General features: G+C 34.9%; 20 protein-coding genes. 14 read left to right on the top strand and 6 right to left on the bottom strand.

Annotated features, from left to right (window positions below; all coding sequences use genetic code 11):
* Positions 1–174 precede the first annotated feature (174 nt).
* The gene (gene hutH / locus TD18_RS14510; RefSeq protein ID WP_040253980.1) at positions 175–1,686 is read right to left on the bottom strand and encodes a histidine ammonia-lyase; all 1,512 of its coding nucleotides are present in this window, start codon (positions 1,684–1,686) and stop codon (positions 175–177) included.
* 126 nt (positions 1,687–1,812) lie between these two features.
* Here hutH and TD18_RS14505 point away from each other — a divergent pair, with 126 nt between their 5' ends.
* Complete coding sequence (locus TD18_RS14505) at positions 1,813–2,850, top strand: TlpA family protein disulfide reductase (RefSeq protein WP_040253977.1); 1,038 nt, start codon at positions 1,813–1,815, stop codon at positions 2,848–2,850.
* 87 nt (positions 2,851–2,937) lie between these two features.
* Here TD18_RS14505 and TD18_RS14500 read toward each other — a convergent pair whose 3' ends face one another.
* Positions 2,938–4,488, bottom strand: a complete 1,551-nt coding sequence (locus TD18_RS14500) for a bifunctional ADP-dependent NAD(P)H-hydrate dehydratase/NAD(P)H-hydrate epimerase (RefSeq protein ID WP_040253975.1) — start codon at positions 4,486–4,488, stop codon at positions 2,938–2,940.
* An 83-nt stretch (positions 4,489–4,571) separates the two neighbouring features.
* On the opposite strand from TD18_RS14500, the gene thrA reads away from it, so the two are divergent.
* Genes thrA through TD18_RS14480 form a run of 4 tightly spaced genes read left to right on the top strand, consistent with a single transcriptional unit; the run spans position 4,572 to position 9,512 of the window.
* Positions 4,572–7,019: a bifunctional aspartate kinase/homoserine dehydrogenase I gene (gene thrA, locus TD18_RS14495; RefSeq protein ID WP_040253973.1), complete on the top strand. Its 2,448-nt coding sequence runs from the start codon at positions 4,572–4,574 to the stop codon at positions 7,017–7,019.
* A gap of 9 nt (positions 7,020–7,028) precedes the next feature.
* Positions 7,029–7,964: a homoserine kinase gene (locus tag TD18_RS14490; protein WP_040253971.1), complete on the top strand. Its 936-nt coding sequence runs from the start codon at positions 7,029–7,031 to the stop codon at positions 7,962–7,964.
* Positions 7,965–7,966: 2 nt separating this feature from the next.
* Entirely contained in the window at positions 7,967–9,259 is a 1,293-nt protein-coding gene (gene thrC / locus TD18_RS14485) for a threonine synthase (protein ID WP_040253969.1), read from the top strand.
* Positions 9,260–9,266: 7 nt separating this feature from the next.
* Complete coding sequence (locus TD18_RS14480) at positions 9,267–9,512, top strand: CBU_0592 family membrane protein (RefSeq protein WP_040253967.1); 246 nt, start codon at positions 9,267–9,269, stop codon at positions 9,510–9,512.
* Here the strand turns inward: TD18_RS14480 and trhA are convergent.
* Both trhA and TD18_RS14470 read right to left on the bottom strand, forming a co-directional pair.
* The gene (trhA, locus tag TD18_RS14475) at positions 9,505–10,131 is read right to left on the bottom strand and encodes a PAQR family membrane homeostasis protein TrhA (RefSeq protein ID WP_040253965.1); all 627 of its coding nucleotides are present in this window, start codon (positions 10,129–10,131) and stop codon (positions 9,505–9,507) included. The genes TD18_RS14480 and trhA overlap by 8 nt on opposite strands.
* Positions 10,131–10,817: a DUF4294 domain-containing protein gene (locus TD18_RS14470; protein ID WP_040253963.1), complete on the bottom strand. Its 687-nt coding sequence runs from the start codon at positions 10,815–10,817 to the stop codon at positions 10,131–10,133. The genes trhA and TD18_RS14470 overlap by 1 nt, the downstream gene beginning before the upstream one ends.
* Positions 10,818–10,941: 124 nt before the next feature.
* Between TD18_RS14470 and TD18_RS14465 the strand changes: the two genes are divergently transcribed.
* From TD18_RS14465 to TD18_RS14425, 9 genes are all read left to right on the top strand, one after another.
* The gene (locus TD18_RS14465; protein ID WP_040253961.1) at positions 10,942–12,030 is read left to right on the top strand and encodes a M42 family metallopeptidase; all 1,089 of its coding nucleotides are present in this window, start codon (positions 10,942–10,944) and stop codon (positions 12,028–12,030) included.
* A 97-nt stretch (positions 12,031–12,127) separates the two neighbouring features.
* The gene (locus tag TD18_RS14460; protein ID WP_040253959.1) at positions 12,128–13,282 is read left to right on the top strand and encodes an aminotransferase class V-fold PLP-dependent enzyme; all 1,155 of its coding nucleotides are present in this window, start codon (positions 12,128–12,130) and stop codon (positions 13,280–13,282) included.
* A gap of 9 nt (positions 13,283–13,291) precedes the next feature.
* A complete protein-coding gene (locus TD18_RS14455; RefSeq protein ID WP_040253957.1) occupies positions 13,292–13,846 on the top strand; it encodes an NUDIX hydrolase in 555 nt (184 codons plus the stop codon).
* Between the two features lie 19 nt (positions 13,847–13,865).
* Positions 13,866–14,543 carry a PrsW family intramembrane metalloprotease gene (locus TD18_RS14450; RefSeq protein ID WP_040253954.1) on the top strand — a complete coding sequence of 226 codons (678 nt, stop codon included), beginning with the start codon at positions 13,866–13,868 and terminating at the stop codon, positions 14,541–14,543.
* Between the two features lie 85 nt (positions 14,544–14,628).
* Positions 14,629–15,105, top strand: coding sequence for an acetyl-CoA carboxylase biotin carboxyl carrier protein subunit (locus tag TD18_RS14445; protein ID WP_040253952.1), 477 nt, complete (start codon positions 14,629–14,631; stop codon positions 15,103–15,105).
* Positions 15,106–15,156: 51 nt separating this feature from the next.
* Positions 15,157–16,596 carry an acetyl-CoA carboxylase biotin carboxylase subunit gene (accC, locus tag TD18_RS14440; protein WP_040253950.1) on the top strand — a complete coding sequence of 480 codons (1,440 nt, stop codon included), beginning with the start codon at positions 15,157–15,159 and terminating at the stop codon, positions 16,594–16,596.
* Positions 16,597–16,602: 6 nt separating this feature from the next.
* Positions 16,603–18,144 (top strand): acyl-CoA carboxylase subunit beta, encoded by a 1,542-nt coding sequence (locus TD18_RS14435; RefSeq protein ID WP_040253948.1) that lies wholly within the window; start codon positions 16,603–16,605, stop codon positions 18,142–18,144.
* A gap of 169 nt (positions 18,145–18,313) precedes the next feature.
* Positions 18,314–19,237: a serine hydrolase gene (locus TD18_RS14430; protein WP_040253945.1), complete on the top strand. Its 924-nt coding sequence runs from the start codon at positions 18,314–18,316 to the stop codon at positions 19,235–19,237.
* Positions 19,238–19,345: 108 nt separating this feature from the next.
* Positions 19,346–22,174, top strand: a complete 2,829-nt coding sequence (locus TD18_RS14425; protein WP_040253943.1) for an Npt1/Npt2 family nucleotide transporter — start codon at positions 19,346–19,348, stop codon at positions 22,172–22,174.
* Between the two features lies 1 nt (position 22,175).
* Here TD18_RS14425 and TD18_RS14420 read toward each other — a convergent pair whose 3' ends face one another.
* On the bottom strand, positions 22,176–23,435 hold the full coding sequence (locus tag TD18_RS14420) for a serine hydrolase (protein WP_040253940.1): 1,260 nt from the start codon (positions 23,433–23,435) through the stop codon (positions 22,176–22,178).
* Between the two features lie 3 nt (positions 23,436–23,438).
* Positions 23,439–26,348 carry a PEP/pyruvate-binding domain-containing protein gene (locus tag TD18_RS14415; RefSeq protein ID WP_040253938.1) on the bottom strand — a complete coding sequence of 970 codons (2,910 nt, stop codon included), beginning with the start codon at positions 26,346–26,348 and terminating at the stop codon, positions 23,439–23,441.
* Between the last annotated feature and the right edge of the window lie 16 nt (positions 26,349–26,364).

Below are 26,364 nucleotides of genomic sequence, written 5' to 3'. Positions count from 1 at the left end.
CAAACAATTTTTTGGTAAGACCACTAAAAATATTTGCTATTATATACTTCTAGTGAAAGCCATTTGTGAAAAATACACCTTGGCTTACTTTCAAAAGTAGAGGATAAAATGTTGAATGCCAAATAAATTCTCTATTTTTTTATTTAATGAACCGTTAAGCATTTTTATCTGCATTTAGTCGAAAAGTAATTCATTTTCGATGCTAAATTCTTCGATAAAACGTATAGAAGTTTTTATTTTTTTATGAAAAATACCATCTTCTCGTAGAAACGGAATCTGTTCTCTATAACTTATTAATAAAGAATTAATTAAAGGAGAAGACAATTTAGGACTTCTAAAATGCAGTGCTTGAGAAGCATTAAGCAATTCTATTGATAAAATCCGTTCTACATTATATATTAATGTGTAAGCTTGCGTTGCTGCATTAGCTCCCATACTCACATGGTCTTCTTGACCATTACTTGAGACAATGCTGTCAATACTAGCAGGAGTTGCTAATTGCTTATTGGCACTAACAATACTAGCTGCTGTGTATTGCGGAATCATAAACCCTGAGTTTAAACCTGGATTGTCTACTAAAAAAGTTGGCAAACCTCTTAATCCTGAAACCAGTTGATAAATTCTTCGCTCTGAAATATTTCCAAGTTCTGCCATTGCAATCTTTAAATAATCCAATGCTAATGCTAATGGCTGTCCGTGAAAATTTCCACCTGAAATAATTTCATCTTCATCAACAAACACATTTGGATTATCTGTTACCGAATTGATTTCAGTAATAAATGTCTTTTTAACAAATGCTAATGTGTCTTTTGTTGCTCCATGAACCTGAGGAATACATCTGAACGAATAAGGATCCTGAACATCGATTTTTTCTTGGCTAATCAATTCACTTCCTTGAAGAAATTCTCTAATACGTTTTGCCGTTTTTAGTTGTCCGTTATGAGGTCTAACTAAATGCACTAACTCATTAAATGGTTCAATTCTTCCATCAAAAGCATCTAATGAAACACTAGATATTAAATCTGCCATATAGGACAACTTATACGATTTGATAAGTAAGTGAATTCCATAAGCGCTCATAAACTGAGTACCATTAAGCAATGCTAAACCTTCTTTAGATTGCAATTTAATTGGATTTAAATTAAGTGCTTTTAAAACGGATTCTGAACTACAAACGGCATTGTTAAAATGAACCTCTCCTTTACCAATTAAAGGCAATGCTAAATGTGCCAGTGGAGCCAGATCTCCAGACGCTCCCAATGAACCTTGCGTATAGACCAAAGGTAAAATATCATGATTATAAAAATATATGAGTCGCTTTACTGTTTCTAGTTGAACACCACTATGTCCATAACTCAGAGACTGTATTTTCAAAAACAACATCAACTTAACAACCGCTTTAGGCACCAAATCACCTATTCCGCAGGCATGAGACATGACGAGATTCTCTTGTAATTGTGTGAGTTTATCTTTTGAGATCTTTACGTTACATAAAGACCCAAAACCCGTATTAATACCATAAATTGGAGCTCCTTCATTTTTCATTTTTGCATCTAGATATGCTCTGCACTTAGAGATTTTATGCTCTGCATCAGTTGATAATTCTAATTTTTTCTGTAAAAAAATTATATTATGTATTGTAGGAAGATCTAATGTTTCAGAAGAAATTTTATGTACTGTATTCATTATCGCTAAATTGTTTTTTCAAAAATCAACAATAGATGTATAGTATGCAACAAATGTTAATAATTAATAAAATGTGACTAAAATACTTATAATCCATTATTTTTGATAAAACTTAAATCTGATCAAATGAAAAAAATTTTAGTCCTAATGTGCGCTCTGTCTATTTTAGCGTGTAAAGAAGAACCAAAAGACTATGTTACTATTAGTGGAAAAATTTTAAATCCTCACGAGAGTAAAACTTTGAAAGTATATAAAGATAAAGATTTTGAAAAAGTTATTACGGTAAATGAAGATGGTACTTTTAGTGACACTTTAAAAGTTGCTGAAGGGGATTATACACTTAGACATGGTGATGAGTTAGGATCTATTTATTTAAAGAATGGTTTTGTAACCTCTTTTGAAACGGATTATACAGATTTTGATAAAACTTTAGTCTACAAAGGTGATGGCTCAGACATTAATAATTATGTCATTCAATCTTATTTATTAGCAGATAATTATTTTACTGATGATTTATTTGCGAACCCAAATTCTGAACGTTTAGAGAAGGCCGTTTCGGCTTACAAGGAAGGGTTTCAGAAACTAGAATCAAATTATAAAGGGTTAGACTCTTTACATAAAGCAAATGGGGTGAAAACCATGGAAGGCACTATTACGTCTTTAAAGAAATATTTATCTGGAAAAATAGCTTTAAGAGATGCGCTTCCTGAAGGATCTCCTTCTCCTACTTTTGAAAATTACATTAACCATGCAGGTGGAACAACATCGCTTTCTGACTTAAAAGGTAAATATGTATATGTTGATATTTGGGCAACTTGGTGTGGTCCTTGTAAACGCGAAATTCCTTCGCTTAAAAAAGTAGAAGAGCAATTTCATGGACAAAACATTGAGTTTGTTAGTATTTCAGTTGATGATGAACGACGAAGTGGAACAAAAGAAAAAGCATTTGAAGCTTGGAAAAAAATGGTTAAAGATAAAGACTTAGGTGGTATTCAGTTGTTTTCTGATAATGCCTGGCAATCTGATTTTGTAAAAAATTATAAGGTGAATGGTATTCCTCGTTTTATTCTTATCGATCCTAATGGAAATATCGTAAGTCCTGATGCTCCTAGACCTTCAAATCCACAATTAGTTGAACTTTTAGAAGAAAAACTCAAAAGCTAATATGGGATAACTCATACCGACTATAATATTATGAAAAAGTCACTCTGAATGGAGTGACTTTTTAGTAAATATGAATTAAGCTATTACCTAATTTTCATCTTTTGGTTGTTCAGCTTGTGGTTGTTCTGGCTGTTTAAACAAGTCAATGTAGGCTTCTCCCAATGCATCAATGACATGACTCGCAATTAAACTTTGATAGCCTAAATCTTCTATAGCTATATCTGCAGAACGACCATGAAGATAAACTCCGAACAATGTTCCTTGTAATGCATTATAACCTTGAGCTATCATTCCTGTGATAATCCCAGTTAATACATCTCCAGTCCCAGCGGTCGCAAGACCCGGATTTCCAGTGGTATTGACATAATATCTATCCTTGTAAACTGTAATGGTATTTGCGCCTTTAATGACTACAATTACATCATATTTCTTTGAAAACGCTTTGACTTTTTTAAGTTTATCAAAATCATCTTTCCAATTTCCAATTAAACGTTCTAATTCTTTTGGATGAGGGGTTAGTACCGAGCGTTTGGGTAACAATTTAATTAAGGTCTTCTTCTTTGAAATAATGTTTAATCCATCAGCATCAACAACCAATGGAACTTTATTAGATTTTAGAAATTTCTCTAAAGCAGCTATAGTTTCTGGATCAGTTCCCATACCAATTCCCAAACCAATAACTTGTGGTTTTATTTCAAAATTAATATCAGTAATAATGGACTCACTTGAATCTGTGATCACCATGGCTTCGGGTAAAGCAGTTTGCAATATCGAATAACCACATTTCGGTATAAAAGTGGTTACCAGTCCTGCTCCAGAAGCTAATACAGCCCTACTAGCCAAAACTGTTGCTCCTATTTTTCCATAGCTTCCGCCTAGAATTAAAGCATGTCCGTAAGTGCCTTTATGTACAAACTTCTCACGAGGTTGATACATGGGTAACACTTCATGTTTTCCGATAAGGACAACTTCTGTTTCTGTTTTAAACAAAAACTCTCTGTCAATACCGATATCTAAAACTTCCCATTGCAATGAATATTTAGCTGTATCAGGTAGGAAAAAAATTAATTTTGGTGATTGAAAACTTAAAGTATGGTTTGCCCATACAACACTGTCTTCATTTTCAACAACCTTGTCGGTAAAAGCACCAGATGGAATATCTACCGAAAGTGTAAAGGCATTGCTAGCTCTGAAATGCATAAATAATTGAGCGACCCATTCATCTACAGGACGATTTAAACCTATTCCAAATACGGCATCAAGAATAATATCATCTTTGTGAATTTGAGGAAAGTCTCCTTTACAGGTTAACATCGCTGGCCAATCTTTTGTCGTTTCCTTAATACGCTCATAATTAATCAAAAAATCTTTTGAACGTTTATCACTACAATTAACAATATAGGTTTTTACATTATAGCCATGAATAATTAAGTGTCTGGCTACAACTAAACCGTCGCCTCCATTATTACCTATGCCGCAAAAGACATGAATAGGCACTTGAGCACCTTGCATTCTAACGTGCAACCAGTTGAAGATTTGAATGCCTGCGCGTTCCATTAATTCTGTAGAGGTAATATTCTGTTTTTCAGCAGTCAATTTATCACCTTCATATATTTGTTCTTTCGAGAAAATTTTCACGTCTTAAGTTTTATTTAAAAGTAAAAGTAATACTTTTGGAACTTAATATAAAACAACTCCATTTAAGTTGTAAATCAATACTAATGAAAGTTTTAAAATTCGGAGGCACATCTGTTGGTTCGGCACATACCATCAATCAGGTAATCTCTATATTAGAAAAGAAATCTGATAACGAAAAAGTGATTTGTGTCGTTTCAGCCGTAGGCGGAATCACTGATAAATTACTAAATGCTGGTCGTCTGGCTCAATCAAAAAACAAAGATTACAAAGAGGCGTTTTTAGCTATTCAGCGAAGTCATTTAAAACTTATTGACACTCTTATTCCGAAAAAAAATAAAGAAGTCGTAAAATATGTTGAAGACACACTTAAAGAATTAAAGGATCTTTTAGATGGCTTGTTTTTAATTAATGAATTATCTCCAAAAACGACCGATAAATTATTGAGTTTTGGCGAATTGTTATCTTCATATATCATTACCGAAACCATGAAATCCAGAAGCATTTACGCTGAAAGAAAAAATGCTCAGGAATTGATAGTGACCGATTCAAATTTCACCAAGGCTAATGTGATTTTTAAAGATACAAACGAAAATATCAAAACATATTTCAAATCGGCCAATCAAGATATCACTATTATTCCTGGATTCGTTTCAAGATCGCAACTAGGAGAAATTACAACGTTAGGTCGTGGTGGATCAGATTTTACTGCTGCTATCATTGCTGCTGCCTTAAAAGTTATACAGTTAGAAATATGGACTGACGTTAGTGGTATGTTTACTGCAAATCCGAAACTGGTAAAACACGCTTATCCTATAAAGCAATTATCGTATCAGGAGGCTATGGAACTTTCACATTTTGGAGCAAAAGTATTGTATCCTCCAACAGTTCAGCCTGCTTTAGATTTAAACATACCTATACAGATAAAGAATACTCTAAAACCTGAAGAAACTGGCACTACAATTTCTTCCGAAATAGAACTACTAACCAAATCACCTGTAAAAGGGATTACAAACATCAATAATATTGCCTTATTGACCTTACAAGGTAGTGGCATGGTTGGTATTCCTGGGTTTTCAAAACGTTTATTTGAAACGCTTGCTCAAGAAAAGATCAATATCATATTCATTACTCAGGCATCTTCAGAACACTCTATTTGCTTCGGAATTGACATCAGTGATGCTGATAAAGCAAAAGTTGCGATTGATACAGCGTTTGAAAATGAAATTTCGCTTCACAAAATTGATCCAATACTTATTGAAGATGGCTTATCGATCATTGCTCTTATTGGTGATAACATGAAAAATTTCCAAGGGATTAGTGGAAAAATGTTCAGTACGCTAGGCAAAAATAATATTAATATTAGAGCCATCGCACAAGGTGCTTCTGAACGAAATATTTCAGCAGTTATTAATAATAATGATGTTAAAAAAGCACTGAATGTCTTGCACGAACGTTTTTTTGAAGTTAAAACAAAACAACTCAATGTGTTTATTGTAGGCATTGGAAATGTGGGTGAAAAACTTATAGATCAAATTACACAGCAGCATAATTTCCTTAAGAAAAAACTCAAAATTGATGTGCGTATTGCTGGTATGGCGAACTCCAGAAAAATGATCTTTAATGAAGATGGTATCAACCTTAACGATTGGGCATCTCAGTTTCATTACGCTGAAAAATCTAGTTTACAAGGCTTTTTTAACAAAGTAGTGGACCTGAATTTACGAAATAGTATTTTTGTTGACATTACTGCAGATGAAGGTGTCTCCAAATGGTACGATAATTATTTAAAACAAAGTATTGCCGTTGTTGCTTGTAATAAAATTGCTTGTTCTGGAACTTACGACAATTATAAAAAGCTTCAAGACTTATCCTTGAGTTACAACACTGCTTTTCTGTATGAAACCAACGTTGGTGCAGGATTGCCAATTATTAACACCCTGAACAATTTAGTAGCCTCTGGCGATAAAGTCACAAGTATCCAAGCTATTTTATCTGGAAGTTTAAATTTTGTATTTAACAACTTTAGCGATCGTACAAACTTCCACGATACTGTTAAGCGTGCACAGTTTGAAGGCTATACCGAACCTGATCCTCGTATAGATTTAAGTGGTATTGATGTGGCTAGAAAAATATTAATCCTTGCCAGAGAGAATGGCGGAGTGATGGAAATTGAAGATATCGATAATAAGTCGTTCCTGACGGAAGCTAATCTCAACAGCAAAACAGTTGATGATTTCTACAAAACGCTTAAAGCTGATGAAGCACATTTTCAAAAATTATACGCTTCTGCGAAAACCAAAAATTGTCAGTTGAAATATGTTGCAGAATATAAAAATGGAAAAGCTAAAGTGGGTTTAAGAGAAATTCCTGAAGGCCATCCGTTTTACAATTTAGAAGGTAAAGATAATATTGTCATGTTTTACACCGAACGTTATCCAGAACAACCACTAATTGTTAAAGGCGCTGGTGCTGGAGCTGATGTCACAGCTTCCGGATTGTTTGCAGATATTATTAAAATAGGAAATAAATAAGGCTTCATTGTGGAAAAAACTTCGAATCAAATAAAAATTTTCTCACCTGCAACCGTAGCAAATGTATCCTGTGGATTTGATGTGCTTGGGTTTTGCTTAGACACCGTTGGCGATGAAATGATTATTAGAAAAACAACTCAAAAAGGCATCACCATCTCAAAAATTGTAGGCTACGATTTACCTTTTGAAGCCGAAAACAATGTGGCTGGTGTTTCCGCGCTTGCACTATATAAAGATGCTAATCCGGACTTCGGATTTGAATTGGAAATCTATAAAAATATCAAACCTGGAAGCGGCATTGGAAGTAGTGCAGCTAGTGCCGCAGGAAGTGTTTTCGCAATGAATGAATTACTTGGAAAACCTTATAATAAAACGCAATTAACAAACTTTGCCATGAAAGGCGAAGCGTTAGCAAGTAACTGTGAGCATGCAGATAACCTCGCTCCTGCGCTCTTTGGAGGATTTACTTTGGTAAAAAGCTTGAAGCCTTTAAAAATTATAGAATTGCCAACACCAAAAGATTTATTTGCTGTGGTTATTCATCCGCAAATAGAAATTAAGACTTCCGAAGCGAGAGCTATTCTACCACAAAAAGTTGATATGAAAGATGCTATTGAGCAATGGTCTAATGTTGGCAGCTTAGTTCATGCTTTACATACTGAAGATTACAACTTGTTAAGTGAAAGTCTTGTAGATGTTATCGTGGAGCCATATCGAAGTCAGCTGATTCCACATTTCGATGCTGTAAAAGAAACCTCATTAAAACATGGTGCTTTGGGTTGTGGCATTTCGGGTTCTGGACCTTCAATTTTTAGTTTATGCAAAGGAGAGGAACAGGCAATGAAAGTAAGAGATGCCATCCAAAAGGTATATTCTCAAACAAGTATTGATTTTGAAATTCATCTTTCAAAAATTAATACGGAAGGCATTAAAATATTAGAATAACCATGACGTATTTCAGTTTAAATAAACAGGCTCCAGACACCACATTTAAAGATGCTGTTATTAAAGGCCTGGCTCCAGATAAAGGCTTGTATTTTCCCAAACATATTACGGCTTTACCGAAGTCTTTTTTTGAAAATATTGATGATTTATCATACACTGAAATTGCTTTTGAAGCTATTAGGCAATTTGTAAGTCCTGATATTCCTGAAGCCATATTAAAAGATATCATTCAGGACACCCTAAATTTTAATTTTCCAGTTGTTGAATTAGATAAAAACATCTCTACACTTGAGTTATTTCACGGACCAACAATGGCGTTTAAAGATGTTGGCGCACGTTTTATGGCGAGATGCTTAGGCTATTTCAATGCCAACAACACGAATGAAGTGACGGTTTTAGTGGCTACGTCAGGAGATACAGGAGGTGCAGTTGCCAACGGATTTTTAGGTGTAAAAGGCGTAAATGTTGTGATTTTATATCCTTCCGGAAAAGTAAGTGATATTCAAGAAAAACAACTCACAACACTTGGTCAAAATATTACTGCCTTAGAAGTTGATGGTGTTTTTGATGATTGTCAGGACATGGTTAAACGTGCATTTTTAGACGAAGAATTGACCAATAAAATGCAACTTACCTCGGCCAACTCAATCAATGTTGCACGCTGGTTGCCTCAGCTATTTTATTTTATGTTTGCCTACAAGCAACTGCATAATTCTTATGATGATATTGTGTTTTCGATTCCAAGTGGAAACTTCGGAAATATTTGTGCAGGCATGATGGCACAACAATTAGGCTTACCTATCAAACATTTTGTAGCATCAAATAATGCCAATAATGTCGTAACAACCTATTTAAACACGGAAACTTACAAACCAAAACCTTCAGTTCAAACCATCAGCAATGCTATGGATGTTGGAAATCCGAGTAATTTTATTCGTATTCAGGAAATTTATAAAAATGATTTCAGCAAGTTAAAAGAAAATTTATCGTCCTTCAGTTTTACAGACGATGCCACCCGATTGGCTTTAAAAGAAATTTATGAAACATATAACTATATTGCAGATCCTCACGGCGCAGTTGGGTATTTAGGTTGTAAATCGTATTTAAAAAACCATCCAGATGCACACTGTGTCTTTCTGGAAACTGCGCATCCAACAAAGTTTTTGGATGTCGTTGAAGACGTTATTAAAACGACTGTTGACCTTCCTCCTCAAATTAAAGCGATAATGCATAAAGAGAAAGTAGCAACTTCTATTTCAAACTACACAGATTTGAAAGAATTTCTACTCAAATAATTATACCATGACATATACAGACTGGATTGGTTCTATTGGTGTATTTCTTATCCTACTCGCCTATTTTCTTAATGTTATTGGAACATTAAATCACAAAGATATCGCGTTTATTAAATTGAATTTGATTGGAGCCACATTAGCTTGTATCGCTTCAGTGCTTTTAGATTACGTGCCTTTTATTATTTTAGAAGGTGCATGGGTTTTGGTATCACTTTATGCGCTTTTGACTTTAAAAAAAAGTAAGCTCAAATGATATAAAAGTAGACCATAAAAAAATGGCAAATTGCACCTCCTAGGACAAAAAAGTGCCAAATCACATGATTATAAGGAATCTTTTCAATGGCATAGAATACAATTCCGACAGTGTAAAATAGTCCTCCAGCAAACAGTAATAGAAGTCCGTTAGTATCCATCCGATCTGCAAGCGTTGAGAAATCAAATACAATCAGCCATCCCATTACCAGATACAACAAGGTAGAAAAAGTTTCAAATCTTCCAGTAAAAAAGAGTTTCAAAATGACTCCAAAAGCCGCAATTCCCCAAACCGTCCAGAACAATTCCCAACCCAAACTGTCAGGTAACATAATTAGTAAGACAGGCGTATATGTACCAGCAATAAGCAAGTAGATACTAATATGATCTACTATTCTAAAATAATGTTTACGACGTTCATCATTTACGGCATGATAAAATGTTGATGCCAAAAAAAGAACAATAATTGAAATGCCATAAACAATCACACTAAACAAGGCATAAGGTGTTTCTTGCTTCAGAAAAACAACTAGTAGTACAAGTCCTGCTATTCCTAAAGCAGCTCCTAGTCCATGGCTCCAAGCATTTAGTCGTTCTTCAAAAGCCGATTGTATTCGCATTACTGTTTTGTCTCTGGAGTTTTATTTTTAAGCCATTTATCAGATAAATCATAGTAATCAAAATCTAATGCTGGTTCTTGACGTTTCAATATGCCATCCTGAAAAGCACGTTCAAGAATATCCTCAATTAAAAAATCTTCCTTAACATGAAGTGGATCAAATTCTCGTTTTAATGATATATCAAACATACTCGCTGTCGTATTAAACCAAAAGGCTCGCCAACCACTTCGCAACTGCTTGATGAGATCAAACGTTGTTTTACCCGTTTGTCTGTGTATGAGTTTGATTAAAATCTGACCCTCTGTTCTGGTTAATTTCTTGAGTTCAGCAGAAAATTCTTCTTCAATATATTTCTGAATAAGTTTCGCATATCGACGTTTTGCTCGTTTTGTCTCAAGAGTCGCCAATCGCGCGTTTAAAGTTGTTAAGCGTTCTGCCGCTAACTTGGCATATGGATAAACCTTGATAGTTTTTCGTTTTAATATCAAATATTTAATTCGTTCGTCTTTAGAATCAAATTTCAATTGTTGCAATAATAAAACTTCATTAAGACTAATAGCCGTTTTAGGGATGGAATCGCCTTCTACTAAAATATATTCAACAGCAGTTGAGTCTTGTTGTATTGGGTCCATTTGAGCAAATACAAAGACTGGAAACGCAATAAATAAAAATGTGATTAACTTCATTATCTCTGATTGAGCTAAAACCATTCCAAACTCAATTTTAAACTTTCGTCAAAATTAAATATTTACAATGTGTAAAACCTTAAAATCCTATTAATATTATTAATTTAGTACAAAATTTTTATAAATGGCTACAAAAGGTATACTCAACAAAAAATCACTAGATTTCTTAGAAAAATATTTAAACAACGCTTCTCCTACAGGATATGAATGGGACGGACAAAACATTTGGATGGACTATTTAAAACCGTATGTAGATGAATTTATTACAGATACTTATGGTACTGCTGTTGGTGTCATAAATCCGAAAGCTAAATACAAAGTTGTTATTGAAGGTCATGCCGATGAAATTTCGTGGTATGTGAATTACATTTCAGACAACGGATTAATATACGTCATCAGAAATGGTGGTAGTGATCACCAGATTGCTCCAAGTAAAATTGTAAACATTCACACCAAAAAAGGCATTGTCAAAGGTGTTTTTGGCTGGCCTGCCATTCATACCAGAAATAAGTCTAAAGAAGAACCTCCAAAACCAGATAATATTTTTATCGATTGTGGTTGTGCAACAAAAGAAGAGGTTGAAAAGCTTGGTGTACATGTTGGTTGTGTGATTACTTATCCTGATGAATTTCACATTCTTAATAAAGATAAATTTGTATGTCGTGCCTTAGATAATAGAATGGGCGGATTTATGATTGCTGAAGTGGCTCGTTTACTTAAAGAAAATAAAAAGAAATTACCTTTCGGATTGTATGTAACGAATTCGGTTCAGGAAGAAATTGGTTTACGTGGTGCACAAATGATAACTGATCGTATCAAACCTAATGTAGCCATCGTAACAGATGTGACTCATGATACAACAACACCAATGATCGATAAGAAGAAAGAAGGTCATTTAGAAATGGGCAAAGGCCCTGTTGTCGCTTATGCACCAGCTGTACAACAAAAACTTCGTGATTTAATTACAGATACTGCTGAAGCTAAAAAAATCCCATTCCAGCGTTCAGCGTTATCGAGAGCTACTGGAACAGACACAGATGCTTTTGCGTATAGTAATGGTGGAGTTGCTTCCGCTTTAATTTCATTGCCTTTGCGCTATATGCATACAACGGTGGAAATGGTGCATCGTGAAGACGTTGAAAATGTGATTAAGATGATTTATGAAACCTTATTGAAGATAAAGGAAGGTGAAACGTTTTCATATTTTGAATAACACATTAATTGTTTTAAATGTGATTTAGGATACACCGAAAAAAAAGGTTCTACCTCATACCGCAGAGCATCAAACTAAAGATTCAGCTATACGATTAATGATACAGCATCAAAAACATTTGTTCAGCATTCCAGAAGACGTGACCTATTTAAATATAGCTAGCCTCTCGCCTTCTTTTAAAGCTGTAGAGCAAGCTGGAATTGATGCTGTACTTCAAAAAAGCAAACCTTACACCATTCCTGTTTCCGATTTTTTTGATCCAGTCTCAGAACTCAAAGCTTTGTTTGCAAAACTTACAGATTGCAAGGAGCCTGAACGTATTGTAACTATTCCATCTGTTTCCTACGGAATGGCTTCTGTTGCGAACAATATCAAACTCAATCCTAATGATGAAATCTTAGTGATTGAAGAGCAATTCCCAAGTAATATATATGTTTGGCAACGTTTAGCTGAAACCTATAATGCCAAGATTGTCACTGTAAAAAATCCGAAAAGTAATGACTCTAATGGTAAGCAGTGGAATGCTGATATCTTAGCAGCTATTACTTCTAATACTGCTGTTGTTGCTTTAGGAAATATTCATTGGTCTAATGGAACGATTTTCGATTTAAAAGCCATCAGAAGCAAAACGAATATACACAATGCTTTACTCATCGTTGATGGAAGTCAGACTATTGGTGCTTTGCCTTTTTCAGTAGATGACGTGCAACCTGACGCTTTAATTTGTGCTGGTTATAAATGGCTATTCGGACCTTATGGTTGTGCTTATGCCTATTTTGGAAGCTATTTTGATAACGGCAATCCTATTGAAGACAATTGGTCTAACAGACGACATAGCGAAAATTTTGCTGGCTTAACCAATTACGAATCAGAATACAAACCCTTTGCTAATCGTTATGCAGCTGGACAACATGCAAATTTCATTTCTATAAAAATGCAAATTGCGGCTCTGACTCAGCTTTTAGAATGGACACCTAAAGCTATTCAAGACTATTGCAGATCGATTTCTCATGAAGCGACTAAAGAGCTTTCTAATTTAGGCTGTATAATTGAAGATGAAGCGTTCAGAACTCATCACCTTTTTGGTGTTAAACTTCCGATTGACATAAATATTACACAACTAAAATCAACTTTACAGGCACAACAAATTCATGTATCGTTTCGTGGTGAATACATCCGAATTTCTTGTCATTTATACAATACAAAAACAGATTTTGACCGACTAGTTCGTTGTATAACATCTGTACTTTAAACGCTTGCTTTGGAAGAATACATTGACATTGTAGATATAAATGGAAAACCTACTGGAGTTTCAGTGCCAAAATCTGAAATACATGCTAAAGGTCATTTACACAATACTGCTCATCTTTGGTGTTTTAATTCTAAAGGTGAAATATTACTTCAGCAACGTGCAGCGTCAAAAGTCATTTGTCCGTTACTCTGGGATGTTTCAGTTGCAGGACACATTGATGCAGGTGAAACTCCAGAACAAGCTGCGTTAAGAGAAGCTAAAGAAGAAATTGGTATTAATCTTTCAGAAGGACAACTTATAAAAATCGGTATTTTTAAATGCTTTCAGTCTTATCCCAACGGCATCGTGGATAACGAATTTCATAATACTTTCATTGCTGAAATTCAGATTAACATCAATGAATTAACTCCGCAAGAGGATGAAGTTGAAGCCTTAAAATTTGTTACTCTGGAAGAATTCGATTCACTTTTAAACATGAGCACTACTAACAATCATTTCGTTTCCAGTAATCGCAAATATTACGAAATCGTAGTTGATGCCATAAAAACGAGATTGACGTTATAATTTTTACTACTTTTCCGGTATGAATACGGTTTTACTTGCTGTTGCACCAGTTCTCATTATAATTGTTTATATCTATTGTAAAGATAAATATGAAAAAGAACCTGCTGGATTACTGCTTTTGAGTTTTGTTTTAGGTGCTATCGTCAGTATTATCATTACGACATTTCTCTATTTAGGTTTTGATATTATTTTACCGTTAAAAGATGATTTTAGTGTTTTGCAACAATTTGTGAAAGCATTTTTTGTAGTTGGTTTGGTTGAAGAGTTTAGCAAATATGTCATAGTTCGCTATTTTGCTCAACCAAGACTTGCGTTTAATGAACCCTTTGATGGTATTGTCTATGCTGTTATGGTATCGATGGGTTTCGCCGCTACTGAAAATGTATTTTACGTCATACAAGGTGGAACAGAAGTTGCTGTTTTAAGAGCATTTACAGCAGTTCCTGCTCATGCTACTTTTGGGATATTGATGGGTTACTTCATGGGAAAAGCTAAATTTTCATCTAACCGAATTAGATTAAATCTTGCTGGATTAGGATTAGCGATATTGTTTCATGGTGCATATGACTTCTTTTTGTTCATTAAATTCATTCCTGGTATTTGGTTAGGTGCTTTTGTATCGTTGATTATAGGAATTCTATTATCGAGGAAAGCAATTCAGAAACATCAAGAGCGTTCACAATTTAAATCTTTGTAAAGAATAGTTTACAGAATATGATATTTTTCATATTTTAGGAGTGGCTATTTCCTTAACTTTACAAGACCTTATAAACTTCAATTTTATGTATAAAATAAAAGTCAATAATTCACACAGTTTTGACATTTCCACAACGGATTTAGATAAACTAGATATCATTGAAACTTCCAAAAATCAATTTCATATTTTACTAAATAACAACTCTGTAAAAGCCTCAGTTTTAAAGTCTGATTTCAACAAAAAATGCTATACAGTAAAAGTCAATAACAATACTTACGAGGTAGATATTAATGATGATTTAGATCAATTGATTGTCGCCTTAGGGTTTGAAGTTGGTGCGACTAAGCAGGTCAACAATATTAAAGCACCAATGCCAGGACTAATCCTTGAGATTAATGTTTCAGAAGGTCAAAATGTACAAGAAGATGATGCCCTTTTAATTCTTGAAGCCATGAAGATGGAAAATGTAATTACGTCTCCTAGAGAAGGAATTATCAAATCTATTAAGGTGAAACAAGGTCAAACTGTAGACAAAAACTCGCTTCTAATTGAGTTTGAATAAGTAATGCATTTATAAATCTAAGCACATACATAATCTTTTAAAAAGATATTTATGAAAAAAATATTAGTTGCCAATCGTGGCGAAATCGCTATTCGCGTAATGCGAACTGCAAAAAAAATGGGAATTAAAACAGTAGCTGTATATTCTGAAGCCGATCGAAATGCACCGCATGTAAAATATGCAGACGAGGCCGTTTGCATTGGTCCAGCACCTTCAAACCAATCATATTTAAAAGGTGATAAAATCATAGAAGTAGCAAAATCCTTAGAGGTTGATGGTATTCATCCTGGTTATGGATTCCTAAGTGAAAATGCTGACTTTGCTGAACTTGCTGAAAAAAATAACATCATTTTTATTGGTCCGCGTTCCAAAGCCATCCATATGATGGGAGATAAATTAGCGGCTAAAGATGCTGTTAAAGATTACGACATCCCAATGGTTCCTGGTGTCGATCATGCTATTACTGATCCTAAAGAGGCTATTCAAATTGCGAAGGAAATCGGATTTCCAATTCTCATCAAAGCGGCTGCAGGTGGTGGTGGTAAAGGCATGCGTATTGTTGAAAAAGAAAAAGATGTTGAAGAACAAATGAAACGTGCCATTAGTGAAGCGACTTCAGCTTTTGGCGATGGCTCTGTGTTTGTTGAAAAGTATGTCACCTCTCCTCGACATATCGAAATTCAGGTGATGGCTGATAGTCATGGAAATATCCTTCACTTCTTTGAACGTGAATGTTCTATACAACGTCGTCATCAAAAAGTGGTTGAAGAAGCACCTTCTGTAGTTTTAACTCCTGAATTGCGAGAAAAAATGGGGCAAGCAGCTATTAATGTGGCTCGTTCCTGTGATTATTTGGGTGCTGGAACTGTTGAGTTTTTATTAGATGCTGATCATAATTTCTATTTCCTGGAAATGAATACAAGATTACAAGTCGAACATCCTGTTTCAGAATGGATTTCTGGTGTAGATTTAGTGGAACTTCAAATCAAAGTGGCTCGTGGTGAAGCTTTAGACATCAAGCAAGAGGATTTAAAAATTAACGGTCATGCCTTAGAACTTCGCGTATATGCTGAAGATCCAATGAACGACTTTTTACCTAGTGTAGGACATCTGGAAATCTATCAATTACCAGTTGGCGAGAATATTCGTGTCGACAATGGTTTTGAGGAAGGGATGGATATTCCTATTTATTATGACCCAATGCTTTCTAAGTTAATTACGTATGGTAAGACTCGTTCAGAAGCGATTCAATTAATGATTAAAGCTATTGATAATTATCACATTAAAGGTGTACAAACGACATTACCGTTCGGTCGCTTTGTTTGTGAACATGAAGCTTTTAAAAGTGGAAATTTTGACACACATTTTGTAAAAAAATACTACTCGCCTAGCCTTTTGGAAGCGCAACACCATAAGGAAGCTAAAATCGCAGCAAAAACTGCATTAAAATGCTATTTAGAAGATCAAAAATTATTACGATTACCAAACTAAGACACTATGGACTCTAAGATAAAAACCCTTGACGAAAAACTTGAACTTTCCAAATTAGGAGGTGGACAAGCACGTATTGATAAACAACACAAAAAGAAAAAACTAACAGCAAGAGAACGTGTTTTATACCTCTTAGATGAAGGTTCCTTTGAAGAAATAGGTGCTCTGGTAACCCATCGTACTAAAGACTTTGGTATGGAAGACCAAAAGTTTTATGGTGATGGTGTAGTTACAGGATATGGTACAATCAACGGAAGATTGGTTTATGTGTTTGCTCAAGATTTTACTGTATTTGGTGGCTCATTATCTGAAACACATGCCGAAAAGATCTGTAAAATCATGGATATGGCAGTTAATGTTGGTGCACCAGTCATTGGTTTAAACGATTCTGGAGGTGCTCGTATTCAGGAAGGTGTTCGTTCTCTCGGAGGTTATGCCGATATTTTTTACCGAAATGTTCAATCTTCTGGAGTGATTCCTCAAATATCAGCGATTATGGGACCTTGTGCTGGAGGTGCTGTGTACTCACCAGCTATGACCGATTTTACTATTATGGTTCAAGACACGAGTTATATGTTTGTAACGGGTCCGAATGTCGTTAAAACGGTAACTAATGAAGAAGTAACCAGTGAAGAACTTGGTGGTGCAAGCGTGCATTCTACCAAATCTGGCGTGGCCCATAAAACCTCTGCCAACGATGTAGAATGCTTAGAAGATATTAAAAAATTATTGAGTTATTTACCTCAAAGCAATAAGGAAACTCCTAAAGATCTAGAATACAAATTACAAGACGAAATTAGAGAGAGTTTATCTGATATTGTTCCTGAAAGCCCAAATAAACCTTACGATATGCATCAGGTTATTGAAGGCATTATCGACGACGATTCTTTTTATGAAATTCATAAAGACTATGCCGAAAATATTATAGTTGGTTTTGCACGTTTGGGAGGAAAATCTATTGGTATCGTAGCTAATCAACCAATGTTTTTGGCTGGAGTTTTAGGCGTAAAGAGTTCTAAAAAGGCTGCGCGATTTGTTCGCTTCTGTGATTGTTTTAATATTCCGTTACTGGTTTTAGAAGATGTACCAGGATTTTTACCAGGAACCGATCAAGAATGGAATGGTATTATTGTTCATGGTGCGAAATTATTGTATGCATTTAGTGAAGCAACTGTTCCGAGAGTAACAGTCATTACAAGAAAAGCGTATGGAGGTGCTTATGATGTTATGAATTCAAAACATATAGGAGCAGATATGAATTTTGCCTGGCCAAATGCCGAAATTGCTGTTATGGGAGCCAAAGGTGCAGCCGAAATTATTTTTAAACGTGAAATTGTTTCCGCAGAAGACCCTGAAGCCAAATGGAAAGAAAAAGAAGCCGAATACGCTGAACTTTTCGCAAACCCATACAGTGCTGCAGAACGCGGTTTTATTGATGAAGTAATCCTTCCAAAAGATACGAGACGAAAATTAATTAAAGCGTTCTCCATGTTAAAGAATAAGGAAGTGAATAAACCAAAACGCAAACACGGAAATATTCCACTTTAAGCGGTTCTTAAAAAATACACATCATAAAATTTTAACATTTTTTGCGACCATTTGCTAAAAACTATGCGTTTTTGCTCAGGAATTTATTTTCAGCTTCGTATAAAATTTAACAGTCTAGCAATTTATTTATTGAATAATTTTGATTAGTTTAATATGTAACTATTTTTTGATGAAAACAAGACTCTTATATTTCTTATTACTAATAGGTTGCACCTCTATTTTGAATGCTCAGAACGGACTTCCTATAAAAACTCCTGATTCAAAAATTAAACCCTTAAGACAATTTGCTAATCAAGATTTACAATCAAAATTAGAATTCGAGATTAATAATAATTCCGAGTGGAGATTATTGGTTTCTCAGAAAAAAATGGCTGTTGGTATTGTGGATTTAAGCGATCCTCAAAATGTAAAGTTTGCAAATGTCAATGGTAACCACATGATGTATGCTGCAAGTTTACCAAAAATTGCAATTCTGTTATCGGCAATGGATGCCTTGGAAAAAGGTGAATTAAAAGAAACCGACGCTGTAAAAAAAGATATGCGTTTGATGATTAGTAAATCTGATAATGCGGCTTCAACTAGAATGATTGACCGACTAGGTTATAACAAAATTGAATCGGTTATGACAGACCCTAAATACATGTTTTATGATGAGGATTATGGTGGTGGCCTTTGGGTAGGCAAACGCTATGGAGGTGGTGGAGATACGAACAGAGAACCTCTTAAAAATTTAAGTCATGCTGCTACTGTTAACCAAGTGTGTCGCTATTTTTACTTATTGGCTAATGGCAAATTAGTAAATAGAAATCGCTCTAAGCAAATGCTTAAAATAATGGGCAATCCTGAATTGCATCATAAATTTGTGAATACCGTAGAAAAGATTGCGCCTGAGGCCGATTTATACCGAAAATCTGGTTCATGGAAAACCTATCACTCCGATTCAATTTTAGTTTGGGGAAATGATCCAAACAGACGCTATATTCTCGTTGCTTTAGTTGATGATCCCAATGGCGAACAAATCATCAGAAATCTAGTAAAACCAATTGAAAAGGCTTTAAAAAAAAGTAAACTGACAACAATATCAATGAATTAAGATTTAAATCTTATTTAAAATACTTAGAAAGCTAAACTATAAGTTTTATAACTTGTATTTTAGCTTTTCACTTTAATAAAACGACTCAAAAGCGATTCTTTAAACTGTATGTCTGTTAGTAAAACACTTAAATTCTACATATTAAAAGTTTTTGATTTAAAACCAGAAGAACTTAAGAAGACTGTATTATTACAGGTCAATATTTTCATTATTATTTCAACTTTATTAATTGTAAAGCCTACAATTAATTCTTTGTTTTTATCTGAATTATCTTCTGATGCTTTACCTCTAGGCTATGTATTAACTGCATTTATGGCAATTATTGGCTCTTTCTTTTACAACAAAGCTCTAGAAAAGTATGCCTTAAATATCATTATTGACAGAACACTCATCGGCTCCATTTTATCGTTAATTCTTTTTGCTATCGGAATCAATTTCGACCTTGTACAAGGCTTGATATTATACATTCCATATGTCTGGGTTGCTATATTTGGCTTATTAACGGCATCACAATTCTGGATTTTAGCCAATCTCGTTTACAATGTCAGAGAAGCCAAACGTGTTTTCGGATTTATCGGAGCTGGCGCCATAGCTGGAGGTATTTTCGGAGGCTACTTAACATCGTTACTTACGGCCTTTATGAACATTCAGGATTTGTTGTTTTTTGCGGCCGTCCTTTTATCCTTTTGCATTCCTATTACAAGATTCATTTGGAAAACTGAAGTCGCTGTGCTCAACCCCTTTCAGAGGTCCATTAGAAAAAGTCCGAAAAGCGATTCGCCTTTAAAACTTATTAAACAATCCAAATTACTAAGTCTCATAGCTGTTGTTATCGGAATCAGTGTTCTTATCGCCAAACTTGTAGATTATCAATACAGCGATTATGCGTCCAGACTTATTGAAGATCCAAATGAACTCACCTCCTTTTTCGGATTTTGGTTCTCTACATTAAGTGTGATGTCTTTAATCATTCAGTTGTTTTTAACGAAAAGAATTGTAGGTACTTTTGGTGTTGGTAAATCGCTTTTATGGCTGCCTTCCGGAATTTTAATCGGTTCCATTTTACTGCTTATTGTGCCACAATTGTGGGTTATTGTTTTTATTAAAATTGTAGATGGCAGTTTAAAGCAATCGGTTAACAAGGCTGCTACAGAGTTGCTGTCGATTCCAATTCCCATTGAAATTAAAAAGAAAACAAAGACATTTACAGATGTCGTCATCGATAGTATTGCTACTGGTCTTGCCGGATTAATACTCATCTTTTTTATTAACGGTCTTGAGATTTCATCAACGTACATCAGTTTAATAATTATCATTTCTATTGTCGTTTGGCTCTACTTTATATATCATTTAAGAAAAGAATACATCGTTGCATTTAAAGGCCTATTTGAAACAACTCAAGACAAAAAAGCAAAAACCAATAAAGCCGAAATCAAAGTAACTTCTATAGTTAAAACAGTTCTGGATATTTTTGAAAATGGCAACGAGAATCAAATTTTACATATGTTGCAAAAAACATTAGATGTTAAAGATGAACGTTTCTTTTATGGCATAAAAAACGTATTAAATCATCCTTCAGCCAAGGTAAAGGCTCTTGCTATTGAGAATCTGTATTATTTAAATTCTGAAAACTTAAATGCGACTATGGAATTATTAATTCAAGATTCGGATCAGTCGGTAACTACATCAGCATTTCGATATTTAGTAAAGAATTATACAAAAGACACCTTTGAGTTGTTCAATAAATACATCAATAGTGAAGATCATACCATTGCAAATGCAGCATTGATAGGCTTATCTCAAGAGCTTAGAAATAGCACACAACTCCAACATAAATTTAATTTAGAGGATAAAATCCGAACGACACTTTTACAATACAAAACACTTAAAAGTCAGGAAGAACAAACGCATAAATTGCATACTGTTTTAGAAACCATCGGTTATGCCAAACTAAACAACTTTTATGACGTTTTGCATTCAAACCTGATTGCCGAAGCGATTGAAACACGAAAAATTGCAATTACAAGTGCATCTAAAAGTCTGGAGTTACAATTTGTTAATCCTATAATAAGACAATTAACACTTAAAGATACTCGACAAACAGCTATTGATGCTTTGTTCTTTTATGGAGAACCCATTATTGATGTCATCTATAAAAATATAAAATCCAATCAAATGGACTTGGATGAAGCAAGGTATGCTATAGCTGTGATTGAAAAATTCACCTCTCAAAAAGCAGTCAATATTTTAATGAAACTAACCGACGACCAAGAGCATAGCTTAAAAATTGAGGCTATTGAAGCCTTACGTCGTTTGCGATGGAAATATCCCAATCTCCTAATTAAAGACCGATTGGTTGTAGATAAAATATTAGATGAATGCCATTTATACCAAAACACCTTATCCATTATTCATTCTCAAATCGTAATTCAGTATAAGAAAAAATCACAACGTATTGAAGCTCAAGAGGAGCATGAAGCACGTCATAATTTGATTCAGTTATTAGAGCAACGACTCGACAGACAAATACAACGTATATTTAGATTTCTAGGCATCAAATACCAGCCAGATGACGTAGATCCCATCCTCAACACCATTTTACATGGTATTGAAGAACAACGGATTCATGCCATTGAATTCTTAGATAACATTCTTGATAATCAACTAAAAAAGGAACTCATTCCAGTAGCTGAATCTATTTTGATTGATAGTATATCTGAAGAAAAAATAAAAAAGTTTAATCTGAAGGTCTTAAGTGAAACCGAATGTTTTAACGAGCTTTTAAATCGGAAAGATCAAAAACTAAAACTGGCTGTACTCTTCCTAATCGAAAAAAGTTACAATCCTAAATTTAAACCGCTTTTAGAATTAAGTTTAATTGATTCTAATGAAAAAATCAGAACTAAGGCTGCTGACATTCTGAACCAAAATTCATAAGTTATTGTCGTATGACCTTATCGATACTTGACGCTAAATTCATGTGATCAGTTGCCGAATTTTTCCTGAGAACATTCGTCATTAATACTACGATGTATCTGCAATTATCAGGATGTTCTACAATGGCTACCGAATTCATAAAATTAGTGACATTGCCCATATATTTTCCACAGGCTTCACCTTTACTTCTATCACATTTATACAAACTTCCAGATTTAAAATACGCGGCTGCATCCTTAAGAACTGGTGATTGTGCATAACGAATTCGTCGGTCGGTCATGTACATTAATCGCTTCATTTCTAAACTAGATGCCTGATCTATCACATTGCCTTGTTCTAATTGCACCAAAAATTTCATCACACCTAACGTGGTTCCTATACTGCCACCTTTATCACCAACATAGGTATTTGCGCCTCTCGTGAAAAAACTTCCCAAGCGCCATTCATCATGCGAAATTCCTAAATCTCTTAGTGGTAAATTTACCACGTCATTGCTAATATCTGTGAGTTCCTTTTTATTCGAGGTTTTAAAAAAAGCATCAGCTTCCTCCTGAGTAAGCTCTGGATATTTGTCACCAAAAATTTGCATCAATAACACTTCTCGCCACAGAATACTTGCTGCCCCATTATTGCTCACAGAAAGCATGTGGTCTGCCCATTCAAATAAGGTAAACACATCACTGGCTATGACCTGACGTTTCACTAACTTCTGCGTTTCCATATTATAAATAGGAATGGTATGCTCATCGGTTAATCCCCAAACACCTGCTTTAACCGATTTCGTTCGCAGTAAGTCCAGTCGTTTTTCAAAATCATCTGGATAAAGTTTTGCCAACTGATCAAATAAGCCTAATAAAACGGCTATTTTCCCAACACTTCCAGGCTGATAACCTGCGGTTTCATTTCGCTGAGCGTACTTTAAATCGGTATCATCAGAAATATCCAAAACTGCTAACGAATAGCTTCTATCCAATCCTCTAAACAGTGCATTAATGTCTTTTTGAAAGGTCGCATCAACAGTTAATAAACTGGAGGCACTATCACCAGATCTTGAGGTTAGATTGAGTTCAATATCCATATAAGATTTCATAGCACCTTCCGGAAGTTTAGTAGCATCTTTCAACGCACCACTTTTAATGAGTTCCAATCGCTTTAATCGTTTAATTCCTGTATGCTCATAACCATCAATTGGATAATACTTAAAGGAAATGAATGTTGAAGATACAAGCAGCAATACGACAAGGGTTACAATTCTTTTCATAACTTAGTTTTTTATAGCTTTCGATAGTGAAATCGCTTTGTTGTTATCAATGGTTGGTGTAATGGATTCGAGATAGGTTGAACTTAAAGCTTTTTTATTTTCAACAAAAGGTCTAATTTGAAATAGCCAGAGTTTATCATTCTGAAAGCCTAATTCTACATCATATGCGCCTTCATAATCGGAGTTGGTTTCCTTTGGAAGCGTTTCTCGAATGGTATGTGCCAAAGCTCTGATCTCATTAATATTTTGTGTGCTTAAAACAAACTCGTTGAAGGTTGCGGACTTTTTTAAAGTTCCTCCTGATTGCGGTAAACTAGTATACAAGTGCTCTCTGGCAGGCGCTAAAAACTGAAAACCACCATTATTCTTGATTAAATACGTTTCAGCCGATTGACCATCGACAGCACCTCCTGCACCTCGACTAAAAGCAACGGTCAAATCATTTTCGTTTCCGTTACTGATGCCTTTTGTAATTAACACACCCGAATAATCAACATCTACACTAGGAATTACCAAAATTGAAGGAAATACATTCTCAGGATTTAATAGATATTTCTGGCGCCATTTAAAACTGCGTTCAGTGTAAGGTGATGCCCAAACTGCTTTTATACCATCAATAATTTTGGTTTTATCGGCAACATTAAACAAGGTCAGATTGAGACCTGCACCTGTAAAATCTTTCAAATCTTCCATGTTGGTATCACTACGTAAAAACACTGGAATTTCACCGATTTCTTGTCCTAGAATAGATTTAAAATCTGCTTCTAATTCGCTGATAAACGAATCCTGCATTGGCATGTCTTTAATCGCCTCACGTAAGATTTTCAATTGTTCTAACTGATAGGCTTCAATAACCTCATCCGTATTATCTTGAGCCATCTGTTCGGCTTTTGCAAACATGGCATTTAAAAACTCCCAATAGGTTTGATTTTTATTTGGCATTTGCTGATCCATATGGCTTTTAAATATGCCAAAAGGAATCACAAGTCCTTCAACAACCTTGTCTGGAAACATCGTTTTCAATTGTCCTAAATTCGCAGCTTTTGGACCGCAAAGTCGTCCTGAATCAGTCGCATCAACATCTCTCAGGTTTAGAATACTGGTCTCAGCAATACGAAGGTTTTCAATTGGCACAGCAATCTTTTCAGCATTACGCTCTTTTTTAGCAAACAATAAGCGTTCGGTTTCGGTCATGTCTTTAGCTTCTTTGATGATGACATTACCTTTATTTGATACGGCATAAAATACCTGCTTTCCGTGATATTTCACCAGACTTTGTAAGTTATCGTCAGACAAAGCTGCATTTGGAATTCCTAAATTACGAGCTAGTAATTGCACATGAGAGACCATATTGCCTTCTGAAACTGTTGCAATACCAGCTACAGGTTTTAAATCGGCTGGAGAACGCTGAAAAACGTAAATCTTATTTGAAGACACTTCGATGGCATCAGGCGAACCTGTAACCACAACCAGTTCACCAAAAGCATAACCTGGATTTAATCCTCTAAAACCACTTTGATTCGGAAGATCTAAAACCTTATTGGTTAATGCCGATTCTTCAGCAATAAAATCGCCTAAATCGCTTACCGCTTTGCCTAAATGAAGTGCGACAGAACCTCTAATTTTATCATCAATAAAGCCATGTGATAAAGGTTCAAAAGCTGCGTATTCATCGACTATATCTTGGTAAATAGCTTTAACCATAGAAGAACTCCACTCTACTTCTCGCCTAGCACTTTCTAAAACTGACGTCAGGTCTTCGAGCGTCATCGTGTTTTCTGTTGAAGGCGTACGCGTCAGATTAAGTTGTTCCCATTCGTTGAGTTCAATATAACCTGCACCTGCTGTAGCCAAACCTAGATAGCAAATCTTATTCAGTAAATCGTCAACTGTAGGTGTATTCCAAAATTGTGCATTTTTAAAGACAATGTCTTCCAGCTTCAGTGATAAATCAAATAACTGTAATCTTGCTTGTCCGCTGTTTTCATTCAGAATAGCCAAACGAACATCATATAACAATTGCGAGGTTTCTGTAATAAGTTGCGCAGCATCAGATGAATTTGTATTAGAAGCGATATACGCATTGATGTTTTTACCAATAGCTGTTGTGCTAATTTTAGTCGTGAATTTTTTAAGAGCTTCAATATCAACCGGCTTAAAAAAGGTTGCCATCGTACCTAGTAGCTCATCAATTTTCTTGCTGTTGGCTTCAGAAATTTTAAACGCTTTTTCTTGCTTGAACGCTTTCACTTTTTGAATATCTGAAACTTCAGGCAAACTATGAATCTTTACTCGCAAGTCCATAAACTCCGGAATCAGATCAGAAATTACTTTCGATTGACTACGCATGAGTTGTGCGACATTATCATCACCACTATGAGGAATATCTTTTAGCGACTGACGAATTAAGAAATAGTGTTTTTTAACCATACTATCGTTAGAAAGCAACCATTTGTAAAAGTCAATTCCCCAGGCCTCTTCATCTTCAGATTGTACAGAACCTCGGTAATACTGACCTTTGCGATTGATCCAACCATCATCAACGGTTCTTAAATATTTATCGATTTGATATTGCTTTAAGCGTGACTGATTGTGAGCTTCATCCCAAAACACTTCCTTTGGTGTCGCTGTTAGAATTTGACCTAAATAAATATGGTTGGTTTTCCCTAAATTTATTACAGCATCTTTGTATCGCGCATGTTGAACACCTATACCAATATTATCAGGACAAGGATCTTTTGGCTGACGAACACTTCCGTCGGTACAAAACCAACGAATATCCTTGTAAGGACCACGAACATCTGTTTTATAGAGCTGAATTAAATCTTTAATCTCATCACTACGTAAGCTTTGAGATGTTATTTCTCCAGGCATCATAAACACCAAGAGGAAGACTAGAATATATGCTTTCATTTAAGGTAAATGCTTT

Source organism: Psychroserpens mesophilus (assembly GCF_000826645.1).
GTDB lineage: Bacteria > Bacteroidota > Bacteroidia > Flavobacteriales > Flavobacteriaceae > Psychroserpens > Psychroserpens mesophilus.
The sequence above is the reverse complement of the archived record's forward strand: the minus strand, read 5'-3'. Positions and strand labels throughout refer to the sequence as shown.